Here is a 24661-nt window from a genome sequence, read left to right on the forward strand (position 1 = left end):
CCGGCCCATGTCCCTGTCACCGACCTTTGACGACGTCCGGAGCGCTGCCGCCCGCATCACGCCGCACGCCCACCGCACCCCGGTGCTGCGCTCACGCCGGATCAACGAGCAGGTCGGCGCCGACGTGGTGTTCAAGTGCGAGAACTTCCAGCGCATGGGCGCCTTCAAGTTCCGCGGCGCGTTCAACGCCCTGTCGCGGTTCACCTCCGAGCAGCGGCGCGCCGGCGTGGTCGCCTACTCCTCGGGCAACCACGCCCAGGCGATCGCCCTGGCCGCCCGGCTGCTGGACATCCCGGCCACGCTCGTCATGCCACACGACGCGCCGGCCGCGAAGGTGGCCGCCACCAAGGGGTACGGCGGGCAGGTCGTCACCTACGACCGCTACACCGAGGACCGGGAGGAGATCGGCCGCGCCCTGGCCGCCGACCGGGGCCTCACGCTGATCCCGCCCTACGACCACCCTCACGTGATCGCCGGTCAGGGCACCGCCGCCAAGGAGCTGTTCGAGGAGGTCGGCGATCTCGACGCGATCTTCGTGCCTCTCGGCGGCGGCGGGCTGCTCTCCGGCACGGCGCTGTCGGCCCGGGAGCTCTCGCCTGGCTGCGAGCTGTACGGCGTCGAACCCGAAGCCGGAGACGACGGCCGGCGGTCCCTGCGCCAGGGGGCGATCGTCCACATCGACACCCCGGCGACCATCGCCGACGGCGCGCAGACCCAGCACCTCGGCGCCCACACCTTCGAGATCATCCGCCGCGAGGTCGACGACATCCTCACCGTCACCGACAGCGAACTCGTCGAATGCATGCGGATCTTCGGGTCGGTCATGAAGATCGTCGTCGAGCCCACCGGATGCCTCGGGTTCGCCGCCGTCCGCAAACTCGCCCCGCGGCTGCGAGGCGGGCGGGTCGGTGTGATCGTCAGCGGCGGCAACGTCGACCTCGACCGCTTCGTGTCGCTGCTGGCCTCATGATCAGCGGCCGACACGGAGGGGCCGCCGGACGGTATCCACGTTAACCGTGTGGTCCCTGGCACTATTTGGACTGGTTTTCCGGGGAATCCGCACCCTTCGGTGCGGCTCCGGGGAGTCCGGAGCCGGAAAGTGGAGGGCAGGATCCGGGGTGCCTCGTCCTTCGGCCCGCGCAGGTGGTACCGTTAATCCAGTTGCAGTTGCGGTACCCATGAAACTCTGTGTGCACCTGGCGGGATGTGACCCTCAGGTGCATTTTTGTTTTACCGGTCATCTCCGGTGGGCTCATCGCGGCGACGCGAAATCCGTGCAAGGCGGATTTCGGCTCTGCCCCCTATCGAAGGAGATTGACATGGCGACCGGAACCGTGAAGTGGTTCAACTCGGAAAAGGGCTTCGGCTTCATCGAGCAGGACGGCGGCGGCGCTGACGTCTTCGCCCACTACTCGAACATCGCCGCCCAGGGCTACCGTGAGCTGCAGGAGGGCCAGAAGGTGTCCTTCGACATCACGCAGGGCCAGAAGGGCCCGCAGGCCGAGAACATCGTTCCCGTCTGACGCAGCGCACGCCCGAGACAGGGCCCGCACCCGAAAAGGTGCGGGCCCTGTCCCGTTTCGGGGGCCGGAGCGAGCGTTGTCGTCGCCGGTTGAGAGCGGCCCGTGCCCTGGTTGCCGTGGCGGGGTTTTCTACTCGATCGGGCGATGTGGCGTGCTCCCGGACTCGTCGAGCATGGTGGCGACGCAGCCTACGGGCTGTGACCGAAAGGGGAGCCGTGACATGAACCAGCAGCCGCAGGGACTTCCGCGGGACGAGTGGCGCGAGTTCTTCGACGACATGACGCGCAACTACGAGGGTGTCGACGTGACGATCGAAGTGGTCAGCGGGGAATTCGGGGACCTGGTGGAGGCCGAGAGGGTACCGCTGGCCTACCTGGAGTACGACCCCAGGGAGGACCAGTTCTCGGTCGGGGTGGGGGGCCGGGACGGGCGCTACCCGGTGGTGCTGCGCCATGCCGTCGACCATCCGCAGCGGGTCCTGTCCGACACCATGCGGCAGGGCACGATGCGGGCGTTCGACGTCGTCGACGCCGAGGGGGTTCAGACGATCGTGACCCTTTACCTGACCCCGGTCTCCGGGTAGGGGCCGCTCGCGTCGGCCGCGCCGTCCCGGTCCTTCACCCGCGGCGGATCACAGGTAGTAGCCCTCGACCGCCTTGCGCGCCTCCTCGAACAGCGCCGGGCCCTCCTGGCGGGCACCTGCGCCCGTGGCCGGCGGCTTGAGGCCGGTGAGCTGTTCGGTGGAGAGCGCGAACACGACGCGGCCGAGGCCGGACCGTTCGATGGCGCCCGCGCACATGCCGCAGGGCTGGCAGCTGGTGTACATGGTGGTGGCGGCGGCCGTCTCGGGGTCGAGTTCGCGGGCCGCCCATCGGGCCAGCTTCAGCTCGGGGTGGGCGGTGATGTCGGAGTCGGTCAGGACCGTGTTCCGGTCTTCGGCGATCACGCTGCCGTCCGGTCCCGTCAGCAGTGATCCGAACGGTGGGTCTCCGGCCGCCCGTGCCGTGCCGGCGAGCTCGATGGCCCTGCGGAGAAAGCGTTCGTCGTCGTGTGTCATCAGTGCTCCGTCGGTGAGTGAGGGTGTTCCTGATCCCAGCAGGCGGCTACGGTCGCGAGCGCCCGCCACGCCGTCTTCGGATGGCACGTCTCGCGGGGGTCGCCGTTGAACGGGTCGAGCACGACGGTGTCGGCGCCGAGGAGGCGCAGCTGCCGCAGGTCGTCGATGACCTGGTCGATCGTGCCCTCGCCGGCGAGCCGCCCGGGGTCGGTGATCGGCGACTCGGTGAGCCGCAGGGCGATGCGGGGGGTCAGGGCGGGAACCGGCCGTCCCTGCTCGTCCGCGACGGCCTTCATCCGGTCCGCCGCCTCGCGCAGCCAGGGAAGGGTGGACCGCAGCGGATGCCATGCCTCGCCGAGGCGTACCGCCCGGCGCAGGCCGGCGTCGCTGTTGCCGCCGACCCAGATCGGTATCCGCCCGCTCCGGTAGTCCTCGTCGTCCTCCCAGGCGCTGCGCACCGCCCGGAGGTGATCGTCGGTCAGCTTCCCGCGCTGCTGGAACGGGACGCCAAGTGCCTCGAACTCCTGCCGTGCCCACCCGGAGGCCACGCCGAGGACCAGCCGTCCCCCGCTGAGCTGGTTGAGGTTGGCGGCCATGCGGGCGATGAGCAGCGGGTGCCGGTACGGCACGATGAGCACCGTGGTCCCGAGCCTGACCCGGCTGGTGATTCCGGCCAGCCACGCGAGGGTGGTGAAGGGTTCGTAGAACGGCGCCGGGTACTGCTCCGCGACGTCGGGTGTCACCGCGACGTGGTCGGAGACCATCAGCAGGTCGAAGCCCAGTCCCTCCACCGTCTGCGCCCAGCTCCGCAGCGTGCCGGGATCGGTGCCGGGCCCAAAATTTGGGACATTGATACCTATTTGCACCCGTTCAGGCTATCCAGCGGTCACCTCGGGCTGGAAGAGATTTGTCTCGGCGTATAGCCCGGTAAACCGTGGATCTGCCGGTATCTTTGCCAAATGACCGAGACTCTTGACGCGACCGACTGGGCGATTCTGGCCGAGGTCCAGAGCGACGGCCGCATCCCGCTCACCGAGCTGGGGCGGCGGGTGAACCTCAGCGCCTCCGCGACGACCGAGCGGGTCAAGCGGCTGGAGGCGGCGGGCGTCATCACCGGCTACCACGCCACCGTCGATCTGGCGAAGGTCGGCCTCCCCGTGCTCGCCATGGTGCGCCTCAAGTACCCCGGCAGCCAGCACCGGCCACTGCACCGGCTGCTCGGCGAGCGCTTCGAGATCCTGGAATGCCTGAGGACCACCGGCGACGACTGCTACACGCTGAAGGTGGCCGCGGCCTCCATGGTCCACCTCGAACAGATCGTTAACGAACTGGCCCAGTTCGGCAGCATCAACACCAATATCGTCTACAGCCAGACCCTGCCCTACCGCGGGCCTCAGGGGCCTCAGGGGGCTTAGCGCGCCGGCCCCGCCGTCCTCTTCCGCCTCCGCGCGCGGAGTCCCACTCCCCCACAGCAGACTTCCCGCGGTTCCGGCCGGCCACTCGGTGGTGAAAGGGCGTTTTACCGGCATGATCCGGTTGGGCGTGGTGGGCGCGGGGCCGGGCTATCGGCCGGCGCCGGGCGGGGCCGCCGGCCGGTCGGGGGTGATACGGAAGACCGGGTACTCCGTGGCGATCTGCTCGAACTCCTCCAGCGGTGCCTGCGGGTGCACCGGGATGTGGGTGCGGCCTCCCGGCGAGACGGCCAGGTAGCGGCGCAGGATGGGCGCCCGGTCTCCGGGGTCGACTTCGTCCAGGCGTACGGCTTCGCTGCGGCCGTGCCGCAGCACCGCCCGCCCTCCGGCCGCGTGGACGTTGTGCACCCAGTTGGTGTCCTGGCCGAGCATCGCCACCAGGTAGCGCTCGCCCTGGTGGTCCGCGACGACCAGGGGGAAGGAGATGACGCGGCCGGTGCGCCGGCCCGGCACCCGCAGGGTCACCATCCGGTCCGGCTGCAGGACCCCGGCCGCGAACACGGTGGCCCAGGCCCGGTTGATCGCCCGTGCCAGGAGGTTGGGCCGGCCACCGCGATACAGCCAGTGGTCGAAGCGGTGCAGGCGCGTGGGCCCGGCCTTGGCGTCGTCTCTCATGTCTGATGCCTCCTTGGGGATCTTGCCTGCCGGGAGGACGGCAACGCGCGCCTCCCGAAGGGAGCGGTCGCCTGTTCGGTCACCGACCTCCCCTGTACGTCGTTCGCGAACGTTGTACATGAACGTTGCACAGGAGATCCTGTCCCCCGTACAGTTGTCAAGTGGCTCCAGAGAAACTGACCCGCCAGGCCGTCATCGAGCGGGCGTTGAGGCTTGCCGACACCGAAGGGCTCCCGGCGGTCACCATCCGCCGGCTCGCCGCCGAGCTCGGTGTCGCGCCCACGGCGCTGTACTGGCACGTCAAGAACAAGGACGAGCTGCTCTCCGCGCTCGCCGACCGCCTGCTCGCGGCGCTCGTCGCCGACGTGGACCCGGACCGGCCCTGGAACCAGCGTCTCCGCGCCATGGTCACCACGCTGGTGGAGCAGACGCGTGCGCACCCGTACCTGTCCACCCTGCTACCGATGATCGACAAGAGCGTGGCCGAGGAATACCGCCGGGCCACCGACACCGCGATCGGGCTGCTCACCGAGGCCGGGTTCACGCTCCAGGAAGCCGACCAGGTGGCCACCTATCTGCTCCTGGGGGCCGTGGCGATGGTGTCCTGCCAGCCCGGCGGCGTGGGAAGCGACGAGGAGGAGGCCGCGGAGTTCAGGCGGCACCATCGCCTCGACCTGGAACGTCTCCCTCCCGGTCGTTACCCCAACCTGGCCGCCTTCGCCGCCACCCTCTCCGCCCCCCCTGACCTCGTCGCCTACTACTCCTTCGGCATCGACCTCCTGCTGTCCGCGGTGGAGACCACGGCCCCGAACGGACGAGGAGTTCGCCGATGACCGGGCGGGACGCGCTCCTCAAGCTGCGCTGAGCCGTCACTGGTCGGCAGGCAGGCATGGACGGGGGTGTGCGGAGGGCCGCCTGCCGGTTTCAGCACGTATTACGCTCGCCGGTGCCCGGCTTGATCTTTAACCTGTGCCCTCGATTGGCTCGTCGGGCCGGCCGGCTGGGCTCCTCGCGATGTAGCCGATACGCCGGCGTCCACGCTGTTGCGCTCGGGCAGCCAATCGCGGGTGGGATCGTATTCCAGCCACCGGTTGTGCTCAGCCGCCGCCACAAAGGCGCTCACCAAGGCGTCCGGCGGCGGATGGCCGCCGTTGCCGCGCCAGAGCAGTGACCAGGCATACAGCGGCGTGGGGCCGATCAGCGGGACTGAGCGGATCGCCGGGCGCGGCGGGAGGGGCACGTCTGCGGGCAGCAGGCTGAAGCGGCGCGTGTCGGCCGCCAGGTCGGCCAGGAAGTGGTCCAGGCCCAGGTTCGCGCCTTCGGCGCGCTCGTGGATGCCGAAGGACTCGGCGAAGCGGTGCAGGAAGTCCAGCCGGTGGAGCGCGCCGGGGATCCACAGCACGCTGTCGCGCAACTGCGCCGGCCGGATCGTCGGCGCGTTCGCCAACGGGTGCTCGACGCTGAGGATCGCGTCCACCGGTTCCAGCCGTACCAGGCGATGCGTCAGCCCGGCGGGCAGCGGCGCGTGGACGCGCCCGAAGGCCGCGTCGATGTCGCCGTGCAGCAGCGCGGCGATCACCGAGGGCAGGTCGCGGCCGTGCCCCAGTTCCAGTTGCGGCTCGCCGGTCGCCACCCGCGCCAGGGTGCGCATGGGCGCGTACAGGTGGCCCCAGACGTCGATCCGCAGCGGGCGGTGCGTGTCCAGCACCGCCGCCACGGCCAGGTCCGCGGCGGTCAGCGCCTGCCGGGCCGGCCCCAGGAAACGCTGTCCGGCCTCGGTGAGGCGCACTCCCCGGCCGCCGCGGTCGAGCAGGCGCCTTCCGAGTGTGGATTCCAGGCGGGCGATCCGCTTGGAGAGCGCCTGCTGGGAGATCGACAGTTCCTCGGCCGCGTGGCCGAAGTGCAGCTCTTCAGCCGCCAGTACGAACGCGCGCACCTGCGCCAGGTCGAGGTCCACGCCTGTCACCTTAGGCGACAACCAATGCTTGTCGGCCTGTCGCTTCCGTTGTTGGATCACGCGATCCGCCTGCCGGTTTCATAGCCGCATGCGTAGATTGATCCCTACGGGAGTTACCTCGCGGCCGGTCGAGTTCGCCCAGGATGCCCAGCCCGCGCCCGCCCCGGACGAGGTGCTGATCAAGGTTGAGGCGTTCTCCCCGAATCGCGGGGAGACGTTCCTGCTGGAAGCGCCGGAGCCCGGCCTGATGCCGGGGAAGGACGTCGCCGGCCTGGTCGTGCAGGCCGCCGCCGACGGCTCGGGCCCACCGGCCGGCAGCCGGGTGGTGGGCCATCCACCCATGGGCGGCTGGGCCGAGTACGCGGCCGTGCCCACCCACTCGATCGCCGTCCTGCCCGACGCGCTTGCCACCGTCCAGGCGGCCGCTCTGCCACTGGCCGGGATCACCGCGCTCCGGCTGCTCCGCACCGTCGGCGCCGTGACGGGCAGGCGGGTACTGCTGACCGGCGCCTCCGGTGGGGTGGGGCACTACCTGACCGAGTTCGCCGCAACGGCCGGGGCGGAGGTGACCGCGGTAACCGCCACGGCAGAGCGCGGCGCGCGCCTGCGGGAGCTGGGCGCCGCGGCGATCGTGCACGACGTGGGCGAGGCGGACGGACCGTTCGACGTGGTGCTGGAGTCGACCGGCGGCAGTGCACTGGCGGCCGCCCTGGCCAGGCTGGTCCCGGATGGCATTCTGGTGTGGTTCGGGCAGGCCAGCCGTACCCCGGCGACGTTGAACTTCTTCGATCTGCTCGCCGGGCCGGAGAACGCCGTGATCCGGCACTTCCACTACGCGGGCGCGCCGTACGGTCGTGACCTGGCCACCCTGGTACGCCTGGCGGCCGGCGGGCGGCTGCACCCGGAGATCGGCCGTACCGCCGACTGGAGCCAGACCGCCGAGATCCTGGTCGACCTGCGGGAACGCCGGATCTGCGGCAAGGCCGTCCTGACGATCGGAGCATCGCAATGAGTGCCGCGGATTTCGCTGCCGCCAACCTGTCGCGTGCAACCGGGGCCGGGCTGGACCCGCACGAGTACCTGCGTGCCACCGGCGAGCTGGTCGACCTGGACCAGTGGGGCGAGGCCCTCATGCGCGTCGCTCACGAGCATCTGGCGCGCGCCGGGCGGGCGGCCACCCCGATCTCAGCAGCCGAGCACCTCTGTGTGGCGGCACGCTGGTTCCACTTCGCCACACTGGGGCCGAACCGTGAGAGCGCGCTCGCGGCGGCCGAGGCCGACACCGCCATGGGACGTGCGCTGGACCTGCTGGAGCCGCAGGCGCGCCGGATCGAAGGTCCGGGCTTCACCGGCTGGTTGCGCGGACCGGCCGATGCCGCGGCGACAGCCGTGGTGGTTCCCGGACTGGACTCCGGCAAGGAGGAGTTCCACGACGTCGTCGCCGCCCTGCTGCGCCGGGGCCTGGCCGTGTTCGCCATGGACGGGCCGGGGCAGGGCGTGCTCGCCGCCACCACCACCGTCCGCGCCGACTACCACCACGTGATCGGCCAGGTCATCGACGCACTCGGCACGCAGAGCGTGGGACTCGTCGGGCTCAGCCTCGGCGGCTACTACGTTGCCGAGAGCGCCGCCCGGGAGAGCCGCGTCGCGGCCGCCGTCACTGTCAGCGGCCCCTTCCGGCTGTACTGGGACGCCCTACCACCCCCCGTACAGGACCTCCTCATCCAGCGGGCCGGCGGCGAGGAAACGGCCCGCCGCTTCGCCGGCCAGGTGGACCTGTCCACCCTCGCTCCGCAGATCACCTGCCCGCTGCTGGTAGTCGACGGCGGCCAGGACGTCATTCCCGGCGTGACCAACGGCGAGCCGCTGGCCCGCCTGGCACCACACGGTCACCACCTGTACCTCCCGCATGGCGACCACCTGCTCGGCAACGCCCGCCCCGACTGGCTGGCCGCGGCCGCCGACTGGATCTCCGGAGCACTCGCATGACACGGTTCACCGACAAGACCGCCCTGATCACCGGCGGTACGAGCGGCATGGGACTGGCCACCGCACGCCGCCTCATCACCGAGGGCGCCCACGTGGTCGTCACCGGCCGCACCCGGCAGCGCGTGGACCAGACTGCGGCCATGCTCGGCCCGCGCGCCCTCGGCGTGGTGGCGGACATAGCCGACCTCAAGGCTCTGGACGCCCTGATGAACACGATCAAGACGCGATACGGCAGGCTGAACGTCGTCTTCGCCAACGCCGGAGTGGGCACCTTCGCCCCCTTCGCCGACATCACCGAGACCGACTTCGATCACACCGTCGACGTGAACTTCAAAGGCGTGTTTTTCACGATCCAGAAGGCATTGCCGCTGATCGCCGAGGGCGGCTCCATCGTCATCAACGCCTCCTGGACTCTGCACCGCGGTAACGGCATCCTCACGTTGTACTCGGCCACCAAGGCGGCCGCGCACAATCTGGCCCGCACCCTGGCAGCGGATCTCGCGCCCCGGGGCATCCGCGTCAACTCGATCAGTCCGGGATACATCGACACACCGATGTATCCCGTCGCAGCGCTGAGCGAGACGGAGACCGCGGTCATCACCGATCGCATCGCGGCGGGCCGGTTCGGCCAACCGGAGGAGATCGCCACAGCTGTGGCGTTTCTCGCCTCCCCCGAGGCGTCCTACATCAATGGCCAGGACCTGGTGATCGACGGCGGCCTCGTGAACGCGATCCCTGCCTGACAGCCGCCGCCCTCGTGGACATGGGATCGGCATCCCATACGGGACACTGCGGCTCGACCGGCCGGCCGGTGCGGGTGACCGCTGGTCGAGCGGGACCGGCGCGTCCGGTTCCTCCATCTAGGGTGCGGCGGTCAGGCCGGATTCGTAGGCGAAGATGACCAGTTGGGCTCGGTCTCGGGCTTCTGTTTTGGCGAGCAGGTTGGTCAGGTGGGTTTTGATCGTGCTGGTGGCCAGGACCAGGTCGGCGGCTATTTCGGCGTTGGACATGCCTCGGGCCACTCTGGCCAGGACGTCTCGTTCCCGGTCGGTGAGGGTGGCGAGGATCTTGCGGGACGGGGTGGATTCGGGGAGGCGGTCGGCGGGAGACGGGGGTGTGGCGGTGAAGCGTTCGATCAGGCGGCGGGTTGCCGCCGGGGTCAGCAGGGCCTCGCCGGCTGCGACCACGCGGATCGCCGTCAGGAGGTCTTCCGGAGGGGAGTCCTTCAGGAGGAAGCCGCTGGCGCCTGCGCGGAGGCCGGCGAAGACGTACTCGTCCAGGTCGAACGAGGTCAGGATGACGACGCGGATCGACGGGTCTTCGGTGATCTTCCGGGTGGCGTCTATGCCGTTCGTCCCCGGCATGCGCACGTCCATCAACACCACGTCGGGGCGGAGGTCCGCGGCCAGGTCTATCGCCTCGGCGCCGTTCTCCGCGGCGCCTACGACCCGCATGCCCGGTTCCGTGTTCAGGAGGGCCGAGAGCGAGACCCGGAGGAGGGCCTGGTCGTCGGCGAGCATGACTCGGATCATTGACGGGCCCCGTCCAGTGTGAGGGCCGTCTCTTCGGGGGCGCAGGGGAGCCAGGCCTCCACCTGCCAGCCGTCCGGGGACGTGGGCTCGGCACTCACCGTGCCGCCGTAGAGACGGGCTCGTTCCTTCATGCCGGGGATGCCCTGACCCTCGCCGCGCACAGCGACCGGGCCGGGGTTGGACACCCGCAGGCGGACGCCGTCGGCCTCGTGGGTGACGTCGATGGTCGCCGATCTGGTGGCGGCGTGCACCACGGCGTTGGTCAGGGCCTCCTGGACGATCCGGTAGGCGGCCAGGTCGGCGCCGGCGGCCAGTGGACGCGGGGTGCCGTGGATCGCCAGTTCGGTGCGCAGGCCCGATGCGGACGCCGCGGCGACCAGGTCGCCCAGATCGGCCAGGCCGGGCTGGGGGGCGAGGCCGTCGGCGTCGTCGCTGCGGAGGAGGTTCATCAGGCGGCGCATCTCCGCGAGGGATGAGCGGCCGGTCTGCTCGATCGTCTCGACGACCTCGTGGAGCGGGTCGTCGGGGGCGGAGCGGAGGCGCGCGATGCCGGCCTGGACGGTCATCAGAGTCACCCCGTGGGCGACGACGTCGTGCAGTTCGCGGGCGATCGTCAGGCGTTCCGCGGCGATCCGGGCCTCGGCTTCGGCGTCGGCGCGGCGGCGCTGCTGGTCGGCGAAGGCGGTCATCCATGCGCGGCTCTGGCGGACGGCGTCGGCCAGCACGCACGGCGGCAGCGTGACGATCAGCGGGAGCACGACGAGCTGGAGCGGGGTCATGTCGTCCTGGCGGAGGACGATCCCCTGGGCCAGCAGCCAGGTGCCTGCGCCGGTGAGGACGGCCGCGCGTCTCGACCGGACGGCGGCCGAGTAGGAGGCCAGCATCCAGGCGGCGGGCTGCGTGGTGGCGTCCAGCTTGAGGACGAACAGGTAGGTGATGGCGTTCGTCCAGATCAGGACGGGCACCGGGTATTTACGGCGGAGCAGGACCGGGGCCGTGACCAGGAGCAGGGGCAGGAACAGACCCGGCTCGCCGTCGCCGTCCGCGGCGAGCGCGGCCAGCAGCAGGATGGCGACGGCGTCCAGGGCGGTCCAGTGCCACGGGCGCATCGCATTCACGACATGACCGTATCGACATGCTTCGTCCCGCCGCCTCCCCCCACGGTCCGAAGCGTGATCGGCACCGTGGGCGGAAGCGGCCTGCCCGTCCGATCGGCGACCGTGGAGCCCGGGAGGCACAAGATGATCGAAGTCACCAGTCTGGTCAAGCGCTACGGCAGGTCCGCGGCCGTCGACGGGCTCACCTTCACGGTCGGTCCGGGACGCGTCACCGGGTTCCTCGGGCCGAACGGCGCGGGCAAGTCCACAACTATGCGGCTTATCCTCGGGCTCGACCGGGCACACGAGGGCCGCGTCCTGATCGACGGGCAGCCGCTGCGCGAGCTCGACCGGCCGCTCACCCGGGTCGGGGCGCTGCTGGACGCCTCAGGAGTGCATTCCGGGCGGACGGCCCGAAACCATCTGCGGGTGATCGCGACGGCCAACGGCATCGGGGATCGCCGAGTGGACACCTGCCTGGAGCTGGCCGGGCTGGCCGCAGTGGCGGGCCGCCGGATCCGCGGGTTCAGCCTGGGCATGCGCCAGCGGCTCGGCATCGCCGCGGCCCTGCTCGGCGAGCCCGGCGTCCTGCTGTTCGACGAACCGGTCAACGGCCTGGACGCGGAGGGCATCCAGTGGGTCCGCACCCTGATGCGGGACCTGGCCGCCGAGGGGCGGACGGTCTTCGTCTCGTCCCACCTGATGGCTGAAATGCAGAACACCGCCGACCATCTGATCGTGATCGGCCGCGGCAGGCTCCTGGCCGACGCCCCCATCGGCGATTTGGTGGCGACGGCGTCCATCGAGCTCCGGGTCCCCGAGGCGAAGACAGGCACGGCGGTCGGGCTGCTCGCACGAGCCGGCGGAGACGTCACCGTCGACGGCGGCGACCTGCTCATCAAGGGCATCGACGCGACCCGCGCCGGAGAACTCCTCCTCGGAGCCGGCATCCAGATCATCCACCTCGCCGAACACCGCTCCTCCCTGGAGGAGGCCTACCTGGACCTCACCGGCGAAGCAGTCGAATACCACGCTCTGGAGGGGCAGTCATGACAGACATCCGGTACATCGTGCGGTCGGAGTGGATCAAGCTTGGATCGGTGCGGTCGACGTGGTGGTGCCTGGGGGCGGCGACGGTGCTCGTGCTGGTGTTCGGAGTGCTGACGGCGTTGTCGGTCGATCCGGTCGAAGCGGCGGCGCTACCCAAGGCCTGGCTGGTGGAGGGCGGGTTCGACCCGCTTGAGCCGCTGAGCGCCGTGCTGCTGGCGCAGTTCGCGTTCGGGGTGCTGGGAGTGCTGACGGTCACCTCGGAGTACTCGACCGGGCAGATCCGCAGCTCGCTGCTGGCCGTTCCGCGGCGGCGGCGGCTCTTGGCGGCGAAGCTGGCGGTGCTGGCTGCGCTGGTCGCGGCGGTGGCGTCGGCGCTCACGTTCGGGACGTTCTTCCTGACCCAGGCCCTCTACCCGGACGGGCTCGGGATCGGGCTGGGCGATGGCGGCGCTTGGAAGGCCCTGCTCGGCGGCGTCGCCTACACGGTCTTCATCGCGGTGTTCGGGTTCGCGGTCGGTGCGGCAGTGCGCGGGACAGGGGCGGCGATCACGGTGTTCATGGTGGTGACGTTCGTGGTGATGAGCGCCCTGCCCGCAGTGTTCCCCAGCTCGCTGCAGGAGCAGGCCGTCCGCTACACCTTCATCGGGCTCGCCGAATCACTGACGACGCTCCAGCCGGATCCCCGGCCGGGAATGCTCGTGGCCGCTCTGCTCTTGGCCGCGTACGCCGTCCTCGTGCTGGCCCCGGTGCTGCTGCTGGTGGAGCGGCGGGACAGCTGATCGGAGCCGGACCACATGGGATCCGGTTGGGGCCGGGAGGCGTGTGCCTCCCGGCCCTGACCGCAACGGTGAGTGCTGTCGCAGCGATGGGTGCCGTTCCGTCAGGGGGGCTCAGCAGGAGCCTTGGGCCGCGTCGGGCGACTCCGGCTGTTTGCGCCGCCGCCAGGAGATGTAAGCGTTCCCGCGCGGCGGGCTGCCCCCACCGGTCATGTCGGGACGGGAAAAACAACCTCGACCACGGTGCCGCCGTGCTCGCCGCCACGGACCGAGCAGGTGCCGCCCACCTCGGCGGCCCGTTCGCGCATCGTCGACAGGCCGAAGCCCGAGCCCCGAGCCGACGCGCCGACACCCACCCCGTCGTCGGTGACCCGCACCCGCAGGTCGCCCGCCCGCTCCAGCACCACGGTGATGACCTCCGCACCGGAATGACGCCGGGCGTTGGTCAGCGCCTCCTGCACGATCCGGTACGCCGCGACCTCCACCGCGGGGGGGCAGTCCCTCCAGGCTTCCCCTGACGGTGACCGGCACCTCCCCCGCCAGCAGCCGGATCGACTGCTCCAGCCCGATCGCGTCCAGTGCGCGGGGCCGGAGGCCCTGCACCAGCTCCCGCATCTCGCCGTTCACGTCGTCCATCCCCACCCGGAGATCGGACAGCAGCCGATAGGCCAGGTCAGGGGAGCCCAGGGATCGCCGCACCGCCTCCAGCCCGATCGTTATCCCGGCCAACCTGCCCCCCAGCCCGTCGTGCAGGTCCCGGTGCAGCCGCCGCCGCTCCTCTTCCCGCGCCCCGGCCGCCCGTTCCCATGAACGTCGCAGGTCATGAGCCATCTGTACGGCATGCGCGACGTCGGCGACGATCGGCACCAGGACGGCCAGCATCCGCCGCTCGTACGCCCGGGGGAAGCGCCGCGCCCCGGGTGGGCCGAGGAGCAGCGTCCCGGCGGGTTCGCCATGCCACACCAGGGGGACCTTGCGAGGGTCGTCCCCGAGCTCGCCGACGACGTGGCTCTCCTCGGTCTGGACCGCCACCCCGGTCACCGCCAGGCCGTCGGCCACCGCCCGCACCGCCGCCTCCAGCGCCTGGGAGGGACCGGCGTGCTGGATCTGCCGCCGCAGGGCTTCGGCGTGCGCCTGGGGGTCGCCGCTCCTGCCGTACAGGAGCCGGTCGAGCAGGCGTTGCAGGCGCCGCTGGACGGGCAGGAACGACAGGCCCGCGAGGATCGCCGCGACCACGCCGAAGAGCTCGCCGTAGTCGGCCAGGAAGAGTCCGGTGAGCGCGCCGACGGCCAGGTACGCCGTGGCGACGAAGACCACCAGGGCGCCTCCGACCAGGGCCCGGCTGGCAAGCGTGTCGATCGAGTAGAGCCGGTAGCGGAGTACGGCGATGGCCACCGCGATCGGCACGGCCGCCTCGCCGATGGTGTCCAGCCAGAGGTAGTCCCAGCCGAGGATCTCGGTGAAGGCGAGGTTGTCGAAGGCCACGACGGGCGCCAGCCAGGCGATCTGCCGCCGCGCGTCCGGGTCGGCGTGCCAGAACCGGACGAGTAGCACGAGCAGGCTCACCCACTGCAGCGGCCCGCAGATCACGGCGGACACCTGGTACAGGCTCGCGAGCGGCCCGGCGGACTCGTGCAGCCGCGGGATGGCGATCGCCAGCAGGAGCAGCTGCCACGAGATCAGCGCCAGGTAGACCCAGCGCCATCGGGGCCGCAGCAGGCCGGCGTCCGGATGCGCGAGCGGCAGCATGAGCGCCGTGCAGGTGGTGACGGCGCCGCGGAAGCCGAGGAGCCAGTAGAGCAGCGGCGGGAGCGGCACCGCGCCCTGCCCGTACACCTCGTACAGGGAGATGGCGAGCGTCACCCAGCCGTTGGCCGCGCCGACCAGCAGGAGCAGCCAGCCGACGATCAGTCCGGGCCGGCGCAGCACGATCAGCATGCCCAGCGGGGTGCTGAGCAGCGCCTGGACGCGGGCGGTGTCACCGATGCCGGGCGGCCGGGGGTTGATCGCGAGCTCGATGACCACGTGCGCGGCCAGCGCCGCGAGGCCGAGCGCGCCCAGGGACAGGGCCACGGCCCGCGCCGCGTAGTCCACTCTCCGCCTCATGGATCCCCTCCAGGAGGGGATTCTGAGGCCTGTGCCGACCTGTCAGCAAACTCTGACGGCCAGGTCAGGCCCGCAAATCCGCCGGGCACGGCGCCGGGGCGCCGGCCGCGGCGGTCAAGGACCGGTTGCCGGAACGTTCACTGCTGGAGATCTTGACTCGGAGCACCCGGCACCCGCGCCGGTTCCGTTGTGGTCTCGTGGTGCTCTCGGGGCGGGCCCCGTCCGTCCCCCGGACCGCGAACCTGAGCACGCGGTCCGGGCTGTGCGCTATCGCGTCATGCGGAGGCCGTGCCGGAGCGGCCTCCCTGGTCCAGCAGGGCGTTGATCATCTCCTGGAGTTCGGCGCGTCCAGTGGTGCCGAGCGCGCCGGACAGGGCCTGGGCGAGCTTGTCGAAGGGGTCGTCCGTCGGCAGCTCTTTCACCTTCTCGGCCAGTTCCTCCACGCTCCATGGCCCGTCCTGGCTGATGTGGCCGCCGAGGGACCAGCCTTGGTTGACCGCGACCGTACTGCCTCGCACCGACAGCACCTGGCCGGTGAGCGGGCAGGCCGAACTGGCCAGGTAGGCGGCGACAGGCGCGCTGGCGGCCGGGTGCAGGGGGTCGAACCGGCTCGCCGGCGGTTCCTGGCTCATGCCGGGAACGCCGAGGGTGAGTCTGGTGCGAGCCATCGACGGCGAGATGCAGTTGACCCGCACGCCGTAGCGGCCCAACTCGAGGGCGGCCACGACGGTCAGCGCCGCCACCCCGGCGTTGCCCGCCGCGTAGGAGACCTGCGCGGGCAGCGGGTTGAGCAGTCCGGAGCCGGAGGAGGTGTTGACGACGGCGCGGTCGGCGCGGTCCCCTGCCTGGAACCGGTCGCGCCAGTGGCGGGCCGCCCAGTGCGTCACCGCGAAAGTGCCCTTGAGCTTGACGGCCAGGACGTCGTCGAAGTCCTCCTCCGACAGGTCGGCCAGGCCCATGTTCCGTTCGATGGTCGCGTTGTTGACCACTACGTGCAGGTCGCCGAAGGACTGCAGGGCCGTCTCCACCATGCGGCGGGCGCCGTCCCAGTCGGCGACGCTGTCGGTGTTGGCCACGGCCTGCCCGCCGCGCGCGATGATCTCCTCGACGACGTCCGCCGCCACGCCGGCGTCGCCGCCCGTGCCGTCGATGGCGACGCCGAGGTCGTTGACGACGACCTTGGCACCCTCGGCGGCGAAGAACAACGCCTCCTCCCGCCCGATGCCGCGCCCTGCTCCGGTGATGAGGACGACACGTCCGTCCAGACTTCCCATGATGACCACCCTTCGATGACTGCAGTCGCTGTAGTGATTCATTGTATGCATGACTGCAGCTAATGAAGTAAAGTGGTTCGCATGGTGGAGAAACCGGGACTGCGGGAGCGCAAGAAGCAGCGCACCCGGCAGGCGTTGATCGAGGCGGCGGTGCGCCTGTTCGAGGACAGGGGCTACGACCAGGTGACCGTGGCCGAGATCGCCGGCGCCGCGGAGGTGTCCCCCCGCACCTTCTTCCTCCACTTTCAGACCAAGGAGGACGTGCTCCTGGCCAACGCCGACGTGCGCGTCGATCTGGCACTGGAGGCGATCGCCGAGCGCCACGCCGGGGAGCCGCTGTCCGGAGTGCTGGTGCGGGCGACGGAACAGATGATCTTCAATGCCTGGGATCACGACCTGCCCAGCGGCCTCGCGGCGCTTCGGGCGCGGCTGGCGGCCTCGGAGCCGGCGCTGCAGGCCCGGCTGCTGCAGCGCTACCTCACCGCTCAGGCCGAGCTGGCCCAGGCGCTGCAGCGGGCGTTCCCCGACAGGCTCGACACGACCACCGCCCCCGCCCTGGTCGGCGCGATGGTGGGCGCGGTCAGCGCGTCCGCGGTGAGCGCGCTGCAGCGCGGCGACGGACCCGACGAGGTACGGAACGCCATGCGGCAGGCCATGGCCCTGGTGGCGCGATCCGTCACCTGACCGATGATCGTGGCGGAAGCGCCCGGGACCTTCAGCGGAAGGAGCGGCGGTAGGCGGCCGGGGTGGTGCGCAGGGCGGTGTGAAAGCGGCGGCGGAGGTTGACCGCCGAGGAGAGGCCGACGCGGGTGGCGATGGTCTCGACGGGCAGGTCGGTCTCCTCCAGCAGGGCGCGGGTGGCGGCCAGGCGGCGTTCCAGCAGCCAGCGGGCGGGCGGGACGCCGATCTGGTCGGTGAACTGGCGGGTGAGGGTGCGGGGAGAGACGCCCGAGTAGGCGGCCATGTCCTCGACGGTGATCTGGTCGGGCAGGCGCGAGAGGAGCCATTCGAGCAGGGGGGCCAGGGAGTCCGGCATGGGGCCGGTGGTGGGGAGGGGAGGGTACTGGCGCTGGCAGCCCTCGCGGTGCGGACCGGCGGCGAGCTGGCGGCCGATGCGCATGGCGTGGGCCGCGCCGTACTCCCGGAAGACCTGGTGAAGGCAGAGGTCGAGGGTGGCGGCCGAGGCGCCGGCGGTGGCGACGTCGCCGTGATCGACGTAGATGACGGTGCCGTCGGGGATGACGCGGGGGTGGCGGGCGGCGAGTTCGCTGAAGAGTTCCCAGTGGACGGAGGCGCGGCGGCCGTCCAGGAGGCCCAGGGCGGCGGGGATGAAGATTCCGGCGCAGACGGCGACGATGCGGGCGCCTCGGGCATGGGCTTGGGACACCGCGTGGAGTACGGCGGGCGAGGGGGTGAGGGTCCAGCCCGCGATGACCACGGTGTCGGCGTCGTCGAGGGCTTCGAGGCCGCTGTCCACCTGGATGGGGACGCCGACGGTGGTGGGGAGGGAGCCGGGGTGTTCGGCGCACAGGCTGAAGCTGTAGTGCTGGGGGATGTCGGGGCCGTGGTAGCCGAAGACGGCCGAGGCGGAGGTGACCGGGTAGAGCTCCTGGTTCGGGGCGACCAAGGCGACCACGCGGTGCGGGCTGGGGGGCGTCGGGAGCGTTTCCGGGCAATCCAGGGGCATGGCGCAAATGTACCCAATGATGTCATTTAGGACACCGGTGCTCTGATCTGGAAGTATCCAGAATTGGGGCTCATGTGGACGAGAAATTTCACCCTCTACTTCGGGGCCCGCACGATCTCGCTGCTCGGTGACGCGATGATGCCCGTCGCCTCGGCGCTGGCGATCGGGAAAGTCTACGGGATCGCGGGCGTCGGCTACGTGCTCGCGATCTGGACCGCGTCGGCTGTGCTGGTCATGCTGTTCGGCGGGGTTTTCGCCGACCGGATCGGCGCCCGGCGCTTGATGATCGGCGCGGACATACTCAGGGTCGTCACTCAGGGGTGTGTGGCCGTCGCCTTCCTGGATGGCGCGCCGCCGCTCGCCCTGTTGCTGGCGATGGCGTTCTTGTCGGGCATAGGCGCCGGAACGTTCGAACCGTGCGTCAACGGCATGGTCCCCCTGGTCGCCAAAGATCCGCAGCGGGCCAACGCGACGCTGAAGATCGCCGAGGCGGTCACCCAGCTGGCGGGCCCCGCACTGGCCGGAGTCCTCGTCGTCGTCGCCGGGCCGGTCTTCGTCTACACGGTGGACGCCGCGACGTTCCTGGTCAGCGGGGTGTTCCTGCTGCTGGTCCGGGTCGCCGTACCCAGGCCGGAGCCCTCCAACGTGCTGAGCGACCTGCGCAGGGGCTGGGAGGAGTTCAAGGCCAGGAGCTGGATGTGGTCGGTCATCCTGGTCTGGGTGTTCTGGGGCGTTCTGGTGGTCGGGCCGTACGTGCCGCTGTCGTCGCAGGTCATCGGGGCCGACTACGGCTGGGTGATGGCGGCGCTCGGCCTCGGCACTGTGCTGGGCGGGCTGGTGGCGATCAGGCTCAGGCCGCGCAGGCCGCTGGCGGCCGGGGCGGCGGCGCTGAGCGGGTACGTGGCGGTGCCGCTGACGGTCGCGCTCGGGCTGCCGCTGCCGCTGCTGATGGCCGGGCACCTGCTCGGGGGGTGCGCGTTGGCGTTCTGGTCGGTGATGTGGTCGACCAGCGTGCAGACGCAGGTCGCGCCGGACGTGGTGAACCGGGTCAACGCCTACCAGGTGGCCGGGTCGGTCGCGGGCATGGCAGTCGGGCAGGCGCTGGCCGGTCCGGTCGCCACGCTGGTCGAACCGCGCTCCTTCATGCTGGGGTCGGCCCTGGTGACGGTCGGCGTGGTGGCGGCGCTGCTGCTGATCAAGCCGGTCAGGCGGCTGGGCCGGGACCCTCAGGAGGCCGGAGGCCAGTCGGTCCCGGTCCCGGTACCGGCCGGCTTGCCGACGTAGTCGGTCATCGTCTGCAGGGCGGCGAGCGCGGTGATCTCGATCGGCCTGACGACGACTCCGGGTGCGGGCGCCGGCCCGGTGCGGTCGAACACCTCCAGGCCGGCCCGCCGATCCGCGAGCACGCCACCGCATCGGCCTGACTGGGACGCAAGCTAGGTTGTATTCCTAACTAGCTTGCTCTACGGTTTAGATAGCAGAGCCGTTACGGAGGTTCCCCCATGTCGTTCACCCCTTTGACACTCGTCCTGGCGGTCGTCCTTGTCGGCTACCTGGCCGTCGCCAGTCCCCTGCTCGGCAAGCGCACCTACGACAAGCTGGCCCGTACCCGCGATCAGGACCCCACCGCCTACCGCCGGATGTTCACGCTCTGGAGCGCCGAGCTGTGGGCGCTGGCCGCCGCGGCGCTGCTCATCGTCACCGTGGAACCGGGCCTTGACGCCGCGGACATCGGCCTGGTGATCAAGGAGGTTCCGAGCGAGATCCTCGGCACGATCGTCGGATTCCTGGTCGCCGCCACGGTCGGCGTGCTCGTCCTCAGATGGCTGGCGGCCAGGGGCAAGCCCGTCCCCGGGCAGCAGGCCGTCCACCACCTGCTGCCGCGCACCACGGCCGAGCGCTGGTACGCCGCGGGCCTGTCGGTGACCGCGGGCATCACCGAGGAGATCGTCTACCGGGGCCTGCTCATCGCGGTCGGCATGGGCGCGCTCGGCCTGAGCAAGGAGGTCGCGGCCGTCGGCGCGCTGGCGGTGTTCGTCGCCGGCCACCTTTACCAGGGCTGGCGCGGCATGCTCGTGGTCACCCTGCTCGGCGCCGGCCTGACCTCGCTCTATCTGAGGACCGGCAGCCTGCTCCTGCCGATCCTGCTCCACGCGCTGATCGACCTGCGCGGCCTGGTGTTCGTCCCGCGTCCGCGACGTGCGGTGGTCGAGCACGCATGCTAGATAGGATCGCTACCATGACGAGCGACCGACGCGCGAGCTGGCTCAAGGGCGTGCTCGACCTGCTCGTTCTCGCCAGCCTCACGGCCGGTGAGAACTATGGCTACGAGATCGCCAAGGACCTCGCCGAGTCGGGCCTCGGCCAGATCAAGGGCGGCACCCTCTACCCGGTGCTCAACCGGCTGGAGGAGGCGGGGCTGGTCACCGCCGAGTTCCGGGCGACCGAGCGCGGGCCCGGCCGCCGCTACTACCGGCTCACCGACCTGGGCAGGCAGACGCTCGCCGAGCAGGGGGGGCTCTGGCTGGGCTTCGAGGAGTCGGTACGCGCCGTGCTGGCCAGGGGCCACGTCGAGACACCTCAGCCCGCGGGTTCGCATGAAGGGAAACTCCGATGAGCGGCCGCGCCGACGAGACCACCGACGGCTACTTCGACGAGCTCGCCGCGGTCCTGGCCGAGGCGGGCATGCCGGCCGACCGGATCAGGGCCACGCTCGACGACCTCGCCGGCTACCTCGCCGAGAGCGGCGGCGACCCCGAGGAGGAGTTCGGCCCGGCGGCCGAGCTTGCCCGGGAGCTGACCGCCGCCCCGGCCCCGTCGGCCGGGCCCGCCGCGGACGCCCGCTTCTGGCACTGGACCGCCGACCTGTTCCACGACGTCAAGATGCTCAACGAGTACGGCGCGCAGGGCTGGGAGGTCGACGGGGTCGACGGGAAGGGCCTGTTCGTCAGCGCCCGCGACCCCGAGCACCCCCAGCAGTGGGAGTACAGGAGGGAGCTGGTCTCGCCCGGCCGCCGCCAGGGCGTGCTCGACCTGCTCGCTCCCGACGGCTGGGAGCCGTGCGGCAGGTGGGTGTGCTTCGAGTACTTCAAGCGGCCCAGGGCCGCCAGCCTGGGGCCCGCCGCCGAGCTGACCGCCCCGCCGGGGGCTCCGGGGCGCAACATCTTCCTCAGCCCGAAGTTCTACGCCTTCGTCTCCGCTGTGCTGGTGCTGACGGCGGCGGCCCTGGTGCCACTGCTGCGCTCCGTCGGAGCGGAGATCGACGGCTCCGACGACAGCCTCGACACCGTCCTGGGCCTGCTCACCGGGGCGGCCGTGGGCGCGCTGGTCCCGATGACCGTGTTGTGGCGGCGCGGCAGGAGGCGCTGAGCGCCGAGCGCCAGGCCGACAACCCGGCGGGCAAGCAGGCGGGCGGGGTCGAGCACCGGGACGGGGACGCGGGAGCGGTCCAGCGCCAGGACGAGCTCGGTGCACGCGGTGACGACCCGCTCGGCGCCGCGATCGGCGAGGGAACGGGAGAGCTCCGCCAGCGCCCGCCGGTGGGCCGGTTGGACGCCGCCGCTCTTGACGGCACCGATGGCCGCCGTGACCTGCCGCTGGCCGGGCTCGTCCGGCTCGATCACCGCCACGCCGCGCCGGCGCAGAGCGTCCGCGTACAGGCCGGCGTGCAGGGTGCCCGAGGTGGCCAGCACACCGGCCGCGCGGACGCCGTCGGCGGCCAGGGCGTCGGCCGTGACCTCGATGATGCTCACCAGCTCCAGCCCGGCCTCGTCCGCCAAGCGCGGGACGAAGGCGTGGGCGGTGTTGCAGGGTACGGCGAGCAGCTCGCACCCCGCCTGCTTCAGCGCCTCGACGCCGCGCCGCAGATACGGGGTCGGGTCCTCGCCGCCGCCGAGCAGGCTCAGGGAACGGTCGGGGACGCGGGGGTCACCCCAGATGACGACGGGCACGTGACCCTGGTCGCAGGTGGCCGCCGTCTCCTCCACGAGCTTGCCGTAGAAGTCGACCGTGGCCGCCGGGCCCATGCCGCCTAAGACGCCGACCAGCCGGGTCGCGCTCAGCGGGGCGCGATCGTGGAACCGAGTCATCGAGAAGCGTCCTCTCCCATGCGGTGAGCCGGGGGTGAGCCGGGGCGGCTGCCCGCACAAGGATCGAGGTATAAGGTGAACTCGGTGTTCAAACGCAGCAATGTGACACCAAAGGAGTGATGGTGCAGGATTCCGGCATCGAACCTCGGCGGTTGCTGTCGGAGACCGACCTCGAACTCATCGACGCCCTCCAGATCAACCCCCGGGCGAGCTGGGTGGATGTCGGGGCGGCGACCCGCGCGGATCCGGTGACGGCGGCGCGGCGCTGGCAGCGGCTGAACAGCACGGGTGAGGCATGGACCACCGTCGCCCTGGGGCAGCGCCAGATGCACGCGATGAGCATGGCCTTCCTGGAGATCGACTGCGAGGCCGGGGCGGCGGTCGAGGTCGCCGGCACGCTCGCGACGGCGGGCCACCTCATCACCGTGCAGCACGTCGCCGCCGGCCACGACCTGTTCGTGATCGCCGTCGCCGCGTCGATGCCGGCGCTGGCGGACTACCTGCTCACCGATCTGCCGCGGGTGCCCGGCGTGGCGAAGGTGCGCACCCATGTCGCCACGCGCGTCTTCGAGGCCTCGTGCCGCTGGCGGCTGAGGGTGCTGCCGCCTCGATCCGCGGGCGCGCTGGCCAGACGACCCGGGCCGGCGGAGTCCACCAGGCAGATGGACGAGATCGACCGGTTGCTGTTCAAGGCCCTGCTCGCCGACGGCCGCGCCGGCTACTCCGAGCTCGCGGAAGCCGTCGGCACGTCCGAACGCACGGTGCAGCGCAGGCTGTCACGCCTGGTCGCGACCGGTGACATCGACTTCCGCTGCGACCTGGCGCGCTCGCACGCGGGCTGGCACTCCTCGGCGGTGCTGTGGCTGCGGATGCCGGACGGCCTGCTGGAGGAGACGGGCCGGGCGCTGCTCGACTGGCCGGAGACGCGGACGTGCGCGGCGCTCGCGGGAGCCCGCAACATGCTCCTCACCGTCGGCCTGCACGGGGTCTCCGACCTGCATCCGCTGGTGATGCGCCTTGAGGAGCGGTTCCCGTACGTGAGCATCGCCGACCGGCAGATCGTCCTGAGGCAGTCGAAGCTCTACGGGCGGATCCTCGACCCCTTCGGCCGCTGCACGGGCGTCGTGCCGGTGGACCCGTGGAGCCTGTCACCGCGCGTCTGAGGTTCAGCCCCGTGGAGCCTGTCACCGCGCGTCCGAGGTTCAGCGCGGCGTGGGGATCGCTCCCCCACGGGCCTCCCAGCACAGGCCGACCCGCAGCACGTCGGCCTCGCCGCGCCCCACCACCTGCAGGTCTCCGATGGCCAGGGCGGGCAGTCCGAGCGCGGACACGACGGACGTGATCCGGCCGACCTCGCCGCGGACGGCGGCCTCGTCGCACCCGGCCCGCGGCGCGGGGCCACCGAGCGTCGGCGTGATCAGGACGTCGATCCCGGACATCTCCGCCGAGAACCGGGCCCGGACCGCCGAAAGTTCCTCCACGGCCCGGCGGTACTCCCGATGGCCGATCCCGGCGGCGTCGTCCAGCTTCCGCCGCACGCCCGCGCTGTAGCTCGCGGCGTTCGCCGGGTAGGTGGCCTCGTGGGTGCGCCGGGCCTGCGCGCCCACGATCGTCCAGTACGGGGAGAGGATCCCGTACGGCAGTGCGATCTCGCGGACCTCTGCGCCCAGGGCTGCGAACTCCCCTGCCTGCGCGCACCCGTCGGCGACGCCGACGACCAGCCCCGACAGCGATCCCGGCGGCTCGACGGCCTCCCCGGAGAGCACCTGCCACACGCGCGCGCAGTCGGCGACCGAGGTGGCCATCGGCCCTACCACGTCGAACATCGGGGCGAGGGGGGCGACCCCCTCGGTGGAAATGGCGCCGGCTCTTGGGCGCAGTCCGACCACGCCGCAGCAGGCCGCCGGGATCCTCACCGAGCCGCCGGTGTCGGTACCGAGGCCGAACCGGGCGATCCCGGCGGCGAGCGCCGCAGCCGTGCCGCCGCTCGACCCGCCGGGAGCCAGGTGCTCGTGGCGCGGGTTGCGCACATCACCCCAGTGCGGGTTCTCGCTCGTGACGCCCCAGGCGAACTCGTGCTGGTTCGCCTTGCCGACCAGGAGCGCCCCGGCACGCTCCAGCAGCTCGACGCACGGCGCGGTGGTCAGCGCCTCCTCGCTCCCGTACAGCGCGGACCCCCGGGTCGTGCGGAGCCCGGCGACATCGATCATGTCCTTGACCACGAACGTCCAGGCCCACAGCTCGGGCGGCGTGGCGGGCACCGGCCGGTCGCGGCGTGCGAGCCGGTCGATGACCGGCTCGGCGCCGGACTCGATGAGGATGTTGTGCCCGCTGTGCAGGCGTATTGCCTCGGCGGACCTGGCGATCGCCGCCTCGTGTTCCACGGTCAAGGACCTCCTAACGCCCGCCCCAGCCACAGGGGAGCCGGCCGGTGACGG

The 24661-nt window shown here is 71.4% G+C and carries 27 protein-coding genes and 1 pseudogene; 16 read left to right on the forward strand and 12 right to left on the reverse strand.

Annotated elements, in window-relative coordinates; all coding sequences use genetic code 11:
• Window positions 1-7: 7 nt before the first annotated feature.
• From SROS_RS22155 to SROS_RS22165, 3 genes are all read left to right on the forward strand, one after another.
• Complete coding sequence (locus tag SROS_RS22155) at window positions 8-970, forward strand: threo-3-hydroxy-L-aspartate ammonia-lyase (RefSeq protein WP_012891169.1); 963 nt, start codon at window positions 8-10, stop codon at window positions 968-970.
• A 349-nt stretch (window positions 971-1319) separates the two neighbouring features.
• On the forward strand, window positions 1320-1523 hold the full coding sequence (locus SROS_RS22160; protein ID WP_012891170.1) for a cold-shock protein: 204 nt from the start codon (window positions 1320-1322) through the stop codon (window positions 1521-1523).
• Window positions 1524-1743: 220 nt separating this feature from the next.
• Window positions 1744-2106, forward strand: coding sequence for a DUF5335 family protein (locus tag SROS_RS22165; protein WP_012891171.1), 363 nt, complete (start codon window positions 1744-1746; stop codon window positions 2104-2106).
• A 48-nt stretch (window positions 2107-2154) separates the two neighbouring features.
• On the opposite strand, the gene SROS_RS22170 is transcribed toward SROS_RS22165, so the two are convergent.
• Together SROS_RS22170 and SROS_RS22175 are read right to left on the reverse strand one after the other, a co-directional pair.
• Complete coding sequence (locus SROS_RS22170; RefSeq protein WP_012891172.1) at window positions 2155-2580, reverse strand: nucleoside deaminase; 426 nt, start codon at window positions 2578-2580, stop codon at window positions 2155-2157.
• Window positions 2580-3446 carry an LLM class flavin-dependent oxidoreductase gene (locus SROS_RS22175; protein WP_012891173.1) on the reverse strand — a complete coding sequence of 289 codons (867 nt, stop codon included), beginning with the start codon at window positions 3444-3446 and terminating at the stop codon, window positions 2580-2582. The genes SROS_RS22170 and SROS_RS22175 overlap by 1 nt, the downstream gene beginning before the upstream one ends.
• Before the next feature lie 93 nt (window positions 3447-3539).
• Here SROS_RS22175 and SROS_RS22180 point away from each other — a divergent pair, with 93 nt between their 5' ends.
• A complete protein-coding gene (locus tag SROS_RS22180) occupies window positions 3540-3995 on the forward strand; it encodes an Lrp/AsnC family transcriptional regulator (protein WP_012891174.1) in 456 nt (151 codons plus the stop codon).
• Between the two features lie 147 nt (window positions 3996-4142).
• On the opposite strand, the gene SROS_RS22185 is transcribed toward SROS_RS22180, so the two are convergent.
• A complete protein-coding gene (locus SROS_RS22185) occupies window positions 4143-4667 on the reverse strand; it encodes a nitroreductase/quinone reductase family protein (RefSeq protein WP_012891175.1) in 525 nt (174 codons plus the stop codon).
• Window positions 4668-4828: 161 nt separating this feature from the next.
• Here SROS_RS22185 and SROS_RS22190 point away from each other — a divergent pair, with 161 nt between their 5' ends.
• The gene (locus tag SROS_RS22190) at window positions 4829-5500 is read left to right on the forward strand and encodes a TetR/AcrR family transcriptional regulator (RefSeq protein ID WP_012891176.1); all 672 of its coding nucleotides are present in this window, start codon (window positions 4829-4831) and stop codon (window positions 5498-5500) included.
• Window positions 5501-5601: 101 nt separating this feature from the next.
• Here the strand turns inward: SROS_RS22190 and SROS_RS22195 are convergent, their stop codons facing one another.
• Window positions 5602-6624 (reverse strand): LysR family transcriptional regulator, encoded by a 1023-nt coding sequence (locus SROS_RS22195; RefSeq protein WP_012891177.1) that lies wholly within the window; start codon window positions 6622-6624, stop codon window positions 5602-5604.
• An 88-nt stretch (window positions 6625-6712) separates the two neighbouring features.
• Between SROS_RS22195 and SROS_RS22200 the strand changes: the two genes are divergently transcribed.
• Genes SROS_RS22200 through SROS_RS22210 form a run of 3 tightly spaced genes read left to right on the forward strand, consistent with a single transcriptional unit; the run spans window position 6713 to window position 9356 of the window.
• Complete coding sequence (locus SROS_RS22200) at window positions 6713-7636, forward strand: zinc-binding dehydrogenase (protein ID WP_012891178.1); 924 nt, start codon at window positions 6713-6715, stop codon at window positions 7634-7636.
• Entirely contained in the window at window positions 7633-8613 is a 981-nt protein-coding gene (locus SROS_RS22205; protein ID WP_012891179.1) for an alpha/beta fold hydrolase, read from the forward strand. Before SROS_RS22200 ends, SROS_RS22205 begins: the two co-directional genes overlap by 4 nt.
• Window positions 8610-9356: an SDR family NAD(P)-dependent oxidoreductase gene (locus SROS_RS22210; protein ID WP_012891180.1), complete on the forward strand. Its 747-nt coding sequence runs from the start codon at window positions 8610-8612 to the stop codon at window positions 9354-9356. Before SROS_RS22205 ends, SROS_RS22210 begins: the two co-directional genes overlap by 4 nt.
• A 117-nt stretch (window positions 9357-9473) precedes the next feature.
• On the opposite strand, the gene SROS_RS22215 is transcribed toward SROS_RS22210, so the two are convergent.
• A complete protein-coding gene (locus SROS_RS22215) occupies window positions 9474-10145 on the reverse strand; it encodes a response regulator (protein ID WP_012891181.1) in 672 nt (223 codons plus the stop codon).
• A complete protein-coding gene (locus SROS_RS22220) occupies window positions 10142-11254 on the reverse strand; it encodes a sensor histidine kinase (protein WP_012891182.1) in 1113 nt (370 codons plus the stop codon). Before SROS_RS22220 ends, SROS_RS22215 begins: the two co-directional genes overlap by 4 nt.
• Window positions 11255-11386: 132 nt before the next feature.
• On the opposite strand from SROS_RS22220, the gene SROS_RS22225 reads away from it, so the two are divergent.
• The gene (locus tag SROS_RS22225) at window positions 11387-12295 is read left to right on the forward strand and encodes an ABC transporter ATP-binding protein (RefSeq protein ID WP_012891183.1); all 909 of its coding nucleotides are present in this window, start codon (window positions 11387-11389) and stop codon (window positions 12293-12295) included.
• Window positions 12292-13071: an ABC transporter permease gene (locus SROS_RS22230; RefSeq protein WP_012891184.1), complete on the forward strand. Its 780-nt coding sequence runs from the start codon at window positions 12292-12294 to the stop codon at window positions 13069-13071. Before SROS_RS22225 ends, SROS_RS22230 begins: the two co-directional genes overlap by 4 nt.
• 111 nt (window positions 13072-13182) lie before the next feature.
• Here SROS_RS22230 and SROS_RS52260 read toward each other — a convergent pair whose 3' ends face one another.
• Both SROS_RS52260 and SROS_RS22240 read right to left on the reverse strand, forming a co-directional pair.
• Window positions 13183-15174 carry a histidine kinase dimerization/phosphoacceptor domain-containing protein gene (locus SROS_RS52260; protein WP_012891185.1) on the reverse strand — a complete coding sequence of 664 codons (1992 nt, stop codon included), beginning with the start codon at window positions 15172-15174 and terminating at the stop codon, window positions 13183-13185.
• 275 nt (window positions 15175-15449) lie between these two features.
• Window positions 15450-16448, reverse strand: a complete 999-nt coding sequence (locus SROS_RS22240) for an SDR family NAD(P)-dependent oxidoreductase (RefSeq protein WP_012891186.1) — start codon at window positions 16446-16448, stop codon at window positions 15450-15452.
• A gap of 81 nt (window positions 16449-16529) precedes the next feature.
• Here SROS_RS22240 and SROS_RS22245 point away from each other — a divergent pair, with 81 nt between their 5' ends.
• On the forward strand, window positions 16530-17132 hold the full coding sequence (locus SROS_RS22245) for a TetR/AcrR family transcriptional regulator (protein WP_012891187.1): 603 nt from the start codon (window positions 16530-16532) through the stop codon (window positions 17130-17132).
• A 31-nt stretch (window positions 17133-17163) separates the two neighbouring features.
• Here the strand turns inward: SROS_RS22245 and SROS_RS22250 are convergent, their stop codons facing one another.
• Complete coding sequence (locus SROS_RS22250; protein ID WP_012891188.1) at window positions 17164-18135, reverse strand: GlxA family transcriptional regulator; 972 nt, start codon at window positions 18133-18135, stop codon at window positions 17164-17166.
• Between the two features lie 72 nt (window positions 18136-18207).
• On the opposite strand from SROS_RS22250, the gene SROS_RS22255 reads away from it, so the two are divergent.
• On the forward strand, window positions 18208-19419 hold the full coding sequence (locus tag SROS_RS22255) for an MFS transporter (protein WP_012891189.1): 1212 nt from the start codon (window positions 18208-18210) through the stop codon (window positions 19417-19419).
• On the opposite strand, the gene SROS_RS22260 is transcribed toward SROS_RS22255, so the two are convergent.
• The gene (locus SROS_RS22260) at window positions 19362-19541 is read right to left on the reverse strand and encodes a hypothetical protein (protein WP_012891190.1); all 180 of its coding nucleotides are present in this window, start codon (window positions 19539-19541) and stop codon (window positions 19362-19364) included. The genes SROS_RS22255 and SROS_RS22260 overlap by 58 nt on opposite strands.
• A gap of 96 nt (window positions 19542-19637) precedes the next feature.
• On the opposite strand from SROS_RS22260, the gene SROS_RS22265 reads away from it, so the two are divergent.
• Genes SROS_RS22265 through SROS_RS54460 form a run of 3 tightly spaced genes read left to right on the forward strand, consistent with a single transcriptional unit; the run spans window position 19638 to window position 21504 of the window.
• Entirely contained in the window at window positions 19638-20360 is a 723-nt protein-coding gene (locus tag SROS_RS22265; protein ID WP_012891191.1) for a CPBP family intramembrane glutamic endopeptidase, read from the forward strand.
• Between the two features lie 14 nt (window positions 20361-20374).
• Complete coding sequence (locus tag SROS_RS22270; RefSeq protein WP_012891192.1) at window positions 20375-20752, forward strand: PadR family transcriptional regulator; 378 nt, start codon at window positions 20375-20377, stop codon at window positions 20750-20752.
• On the forward strand, window positions 20749-21504 hold the full coding sequence (locus SROS_RS54460; RefSeq protein ID WP_043652607.1) for a hypothetical protein: 756 nt from the start codon (window positions 20749-20751) through the stop codon (window positions 21502-21504). The genes SROS_RS22270 and SROS_RS54460 overlap by 4 nt, the downstream gene beginning before the upstream one ends.
• 26 nt (window positions 21505-21530) lie before the next feature.
• On the opposite strand, the pseudogene cuyB reads toward SROS_RS54460, so the two are convergent.
• A pseudogene (cuyB, locus tag SROS_RS47630) lies at window positions 21531-22223 on the reverse strand (cysteate racemase); the annotation flags it as partial.
• 119 nt (window positions 22224-22342) lie between these two features.
• Here cuyB and SROS_RS22285 point away from each other — a divergent pair.
• Window positions 22343-23386, forward strand: a complete 1044-nt coding sequence (locus SROS_RS22285; protein ID WP_052317009.1) for an Lrp/AsnC family transcriptional regulator — start codon at window positions 22343-22345, stop codon at window positions 23384-23386.
• Window positions 23387-23425: 39 nt separating this feature from the next.
• On the opposite strand, the gene SROS_RS22290 is transcribed toward SROS_RS22285, so the two are convergent.
• Window positions 23426-24607 carry an amidase gene (locus tag SROS_RS22290; RefSeq protein ID WP_012891195.1) on the reverse strand — a complete coding sequence of 394 codons (1182 nt, stop codon included), beginning with the start codon at window positions 24605-24607 and terminating at the stop codon, window positions 23426-23428.
• Between the last annotated feature and the right edge of the window lie 54 nt (window positions 24608-24661).

Origin of the sequence: Streptosporangium roseum DSM 43021, from assembly GCF_000024865.1 — a bacterium.
Lineage (GTDB): Bacteria > Actinomycetota > Actinomycetes > Streptosporangiales > Streptosporangiaceae > Streptosporangium > Streptosporangium roseum.

Bases quoted from the DNA above. Each gene is read 5' to 3' on its own strand.
- SROS_RS22210 (WP_012891180.1), top strand. From the start codon at position 8,610: ATGACACGGTTCACCGACAAGACCGCCCTGATCACCGGCGGTACGAGC.
- SROS_RS22215 (WP_012891181.1), bottom strand. From the start codon at position 10,145: ATGATCCGAGTCATGCTCGCCGACGACCAGGCCCTCCTCCGGGTCTCG.
- SROS_RS22225 (WP_012891183.1), top strand. From the start codon at position 11,387: ATGATCGAAGTCACCAGTCTGGTCAAGCGCTACGGCAGGTCCGCGGCC.
- SROS_RS22270 (WP_012891192.1), top strand. From the start codon at position 20,375: ATGACGAGCGACCGACGCGCGAGCTGGCTCAAGGGCGTGCTCGACCTG.
- SROS_RS22285 (WP_052317009.1), top strand. From the start codon at position 22,343: ATGGTGCAGGATTCCGGCATCGAACCTCGGCGGTTGCTGTCGGAGACC.
- SROS_RS54460 (WP_043652607.1), top strand. From the start codon at position 20,749: ATGAGCGGCCGCGCCGACGAGACCACCGACGGCTACTTCGACGAGCTC.
- SROS_RS22165 (WP_012891171.1), top strand. From the start codon at position 1,744: ATGAACCAGCAGCCGCAGGGACTTCCGCGGGACGAGTGGCGCGAGTTC.
- SROS_RS22240 (WP_012891186.1), bottom strand. From the start codon at position 16,448: ATGGGAAGTCTGGACGGACGTGTCGTCCTCATCACCGGAGCAGGGCGC.
- SROS_RS52260 (WP_012891185.1), bottom strand. From the start codon at position 15,174: ATGAGGCGGAGAGTGGACTACGCGGCGCGGGCCGTGGCCCTGTCCCTG.
- SROS_RS22205 (WP_012891179.1), top strand. From the start codon at position 7,633: ATGAGTGCCGCGGATTTCGCTGCCGCCAACCTGTCGCGTGCAACCGGG.
- SROS_RS22180 (WP_012891174.1), top strand. From the start codon at position 3,540: ATGACCGAGACTCTTGACGCGACCGACTGGGCGATTCTGGCCGAGGTC.
- SROS_RS22230 (WP_012891184.1), top strand. From the start codon at position 12,292: ATGACAGACATCCGGTACATCGTGCGGTCGGAGTGGATCAAGCTTGGA.
- SROS_RS22200 (WP_012891178.1), top strand. From the start codon at position 6,713: ATGCGTAGATTGATCCCTACGGGAGTTACCTCGCGGCCGGTCGAGTTC.
- SROS_RS22185 (WP_012891175.1), bottom strand. From the start codon at position 4,667: ATGAGAGACGACGCCAAGGCCGGGCCCACGCGCCTGCACCGCTTCGAC.
- SROS_RS22170 (WP_012891172.1), bottom strand. From the start codon at position 2,580: ATGACACACGACGACGAACGCTTTCTCCGCAGGGCCATCGAGCTCGCC.
- SROS_RS22255 (WP_012891189.1), top strand. From the start codon at position 18,208: ATGTGGACGAGAAATTTCACCCTCTACTTCGGGGCCCGCACGATCTCG.
- SROS_RS22245 (WP_012891187.1), top strand. From the start codon at position 16,530: ATGGTGGAGAAACCGGGACTGCGGGAGCGCAAGAAGCAGCGCACCCGG.
- SROS_RS22265 (WP_012891191.1), top strand. From the start codon at position 19,638: ATGTCGTTCACCCCTTTGACACTCGTCCTGGCGGTCGTCCTTGTCGGC.
- SROS_RS22160 (WP_012891170.1), top strand. From the start codon at position 1,320: ATGGCGACCGGAACCGTGAAGTGGTTCAACTCGGAAAAGGGCTTCGGC.
- SROS_RS22250 (WP_012891188.1), bottom strand. From the start codon at position 18,135: ATGCCCCTGGATTGCCCGGAAACGCTCCCGACGCCCCCCAGCCCGCAC.
- SROS_RS22220 (WP_012891182.1), bottom strand. From the start codon at position 11,254: ATGCGCCCGTGGCACTGGACCGCCCTGGACGCCGTCGCCATCCTGCTG.
- SROS_RS22155 (WP_012891169.1), top strand. From the start codon at position 8: ATGTCCCTGTCACCGACCTTTGACGACGTCCGGAGCGCTGCCGCCCGC.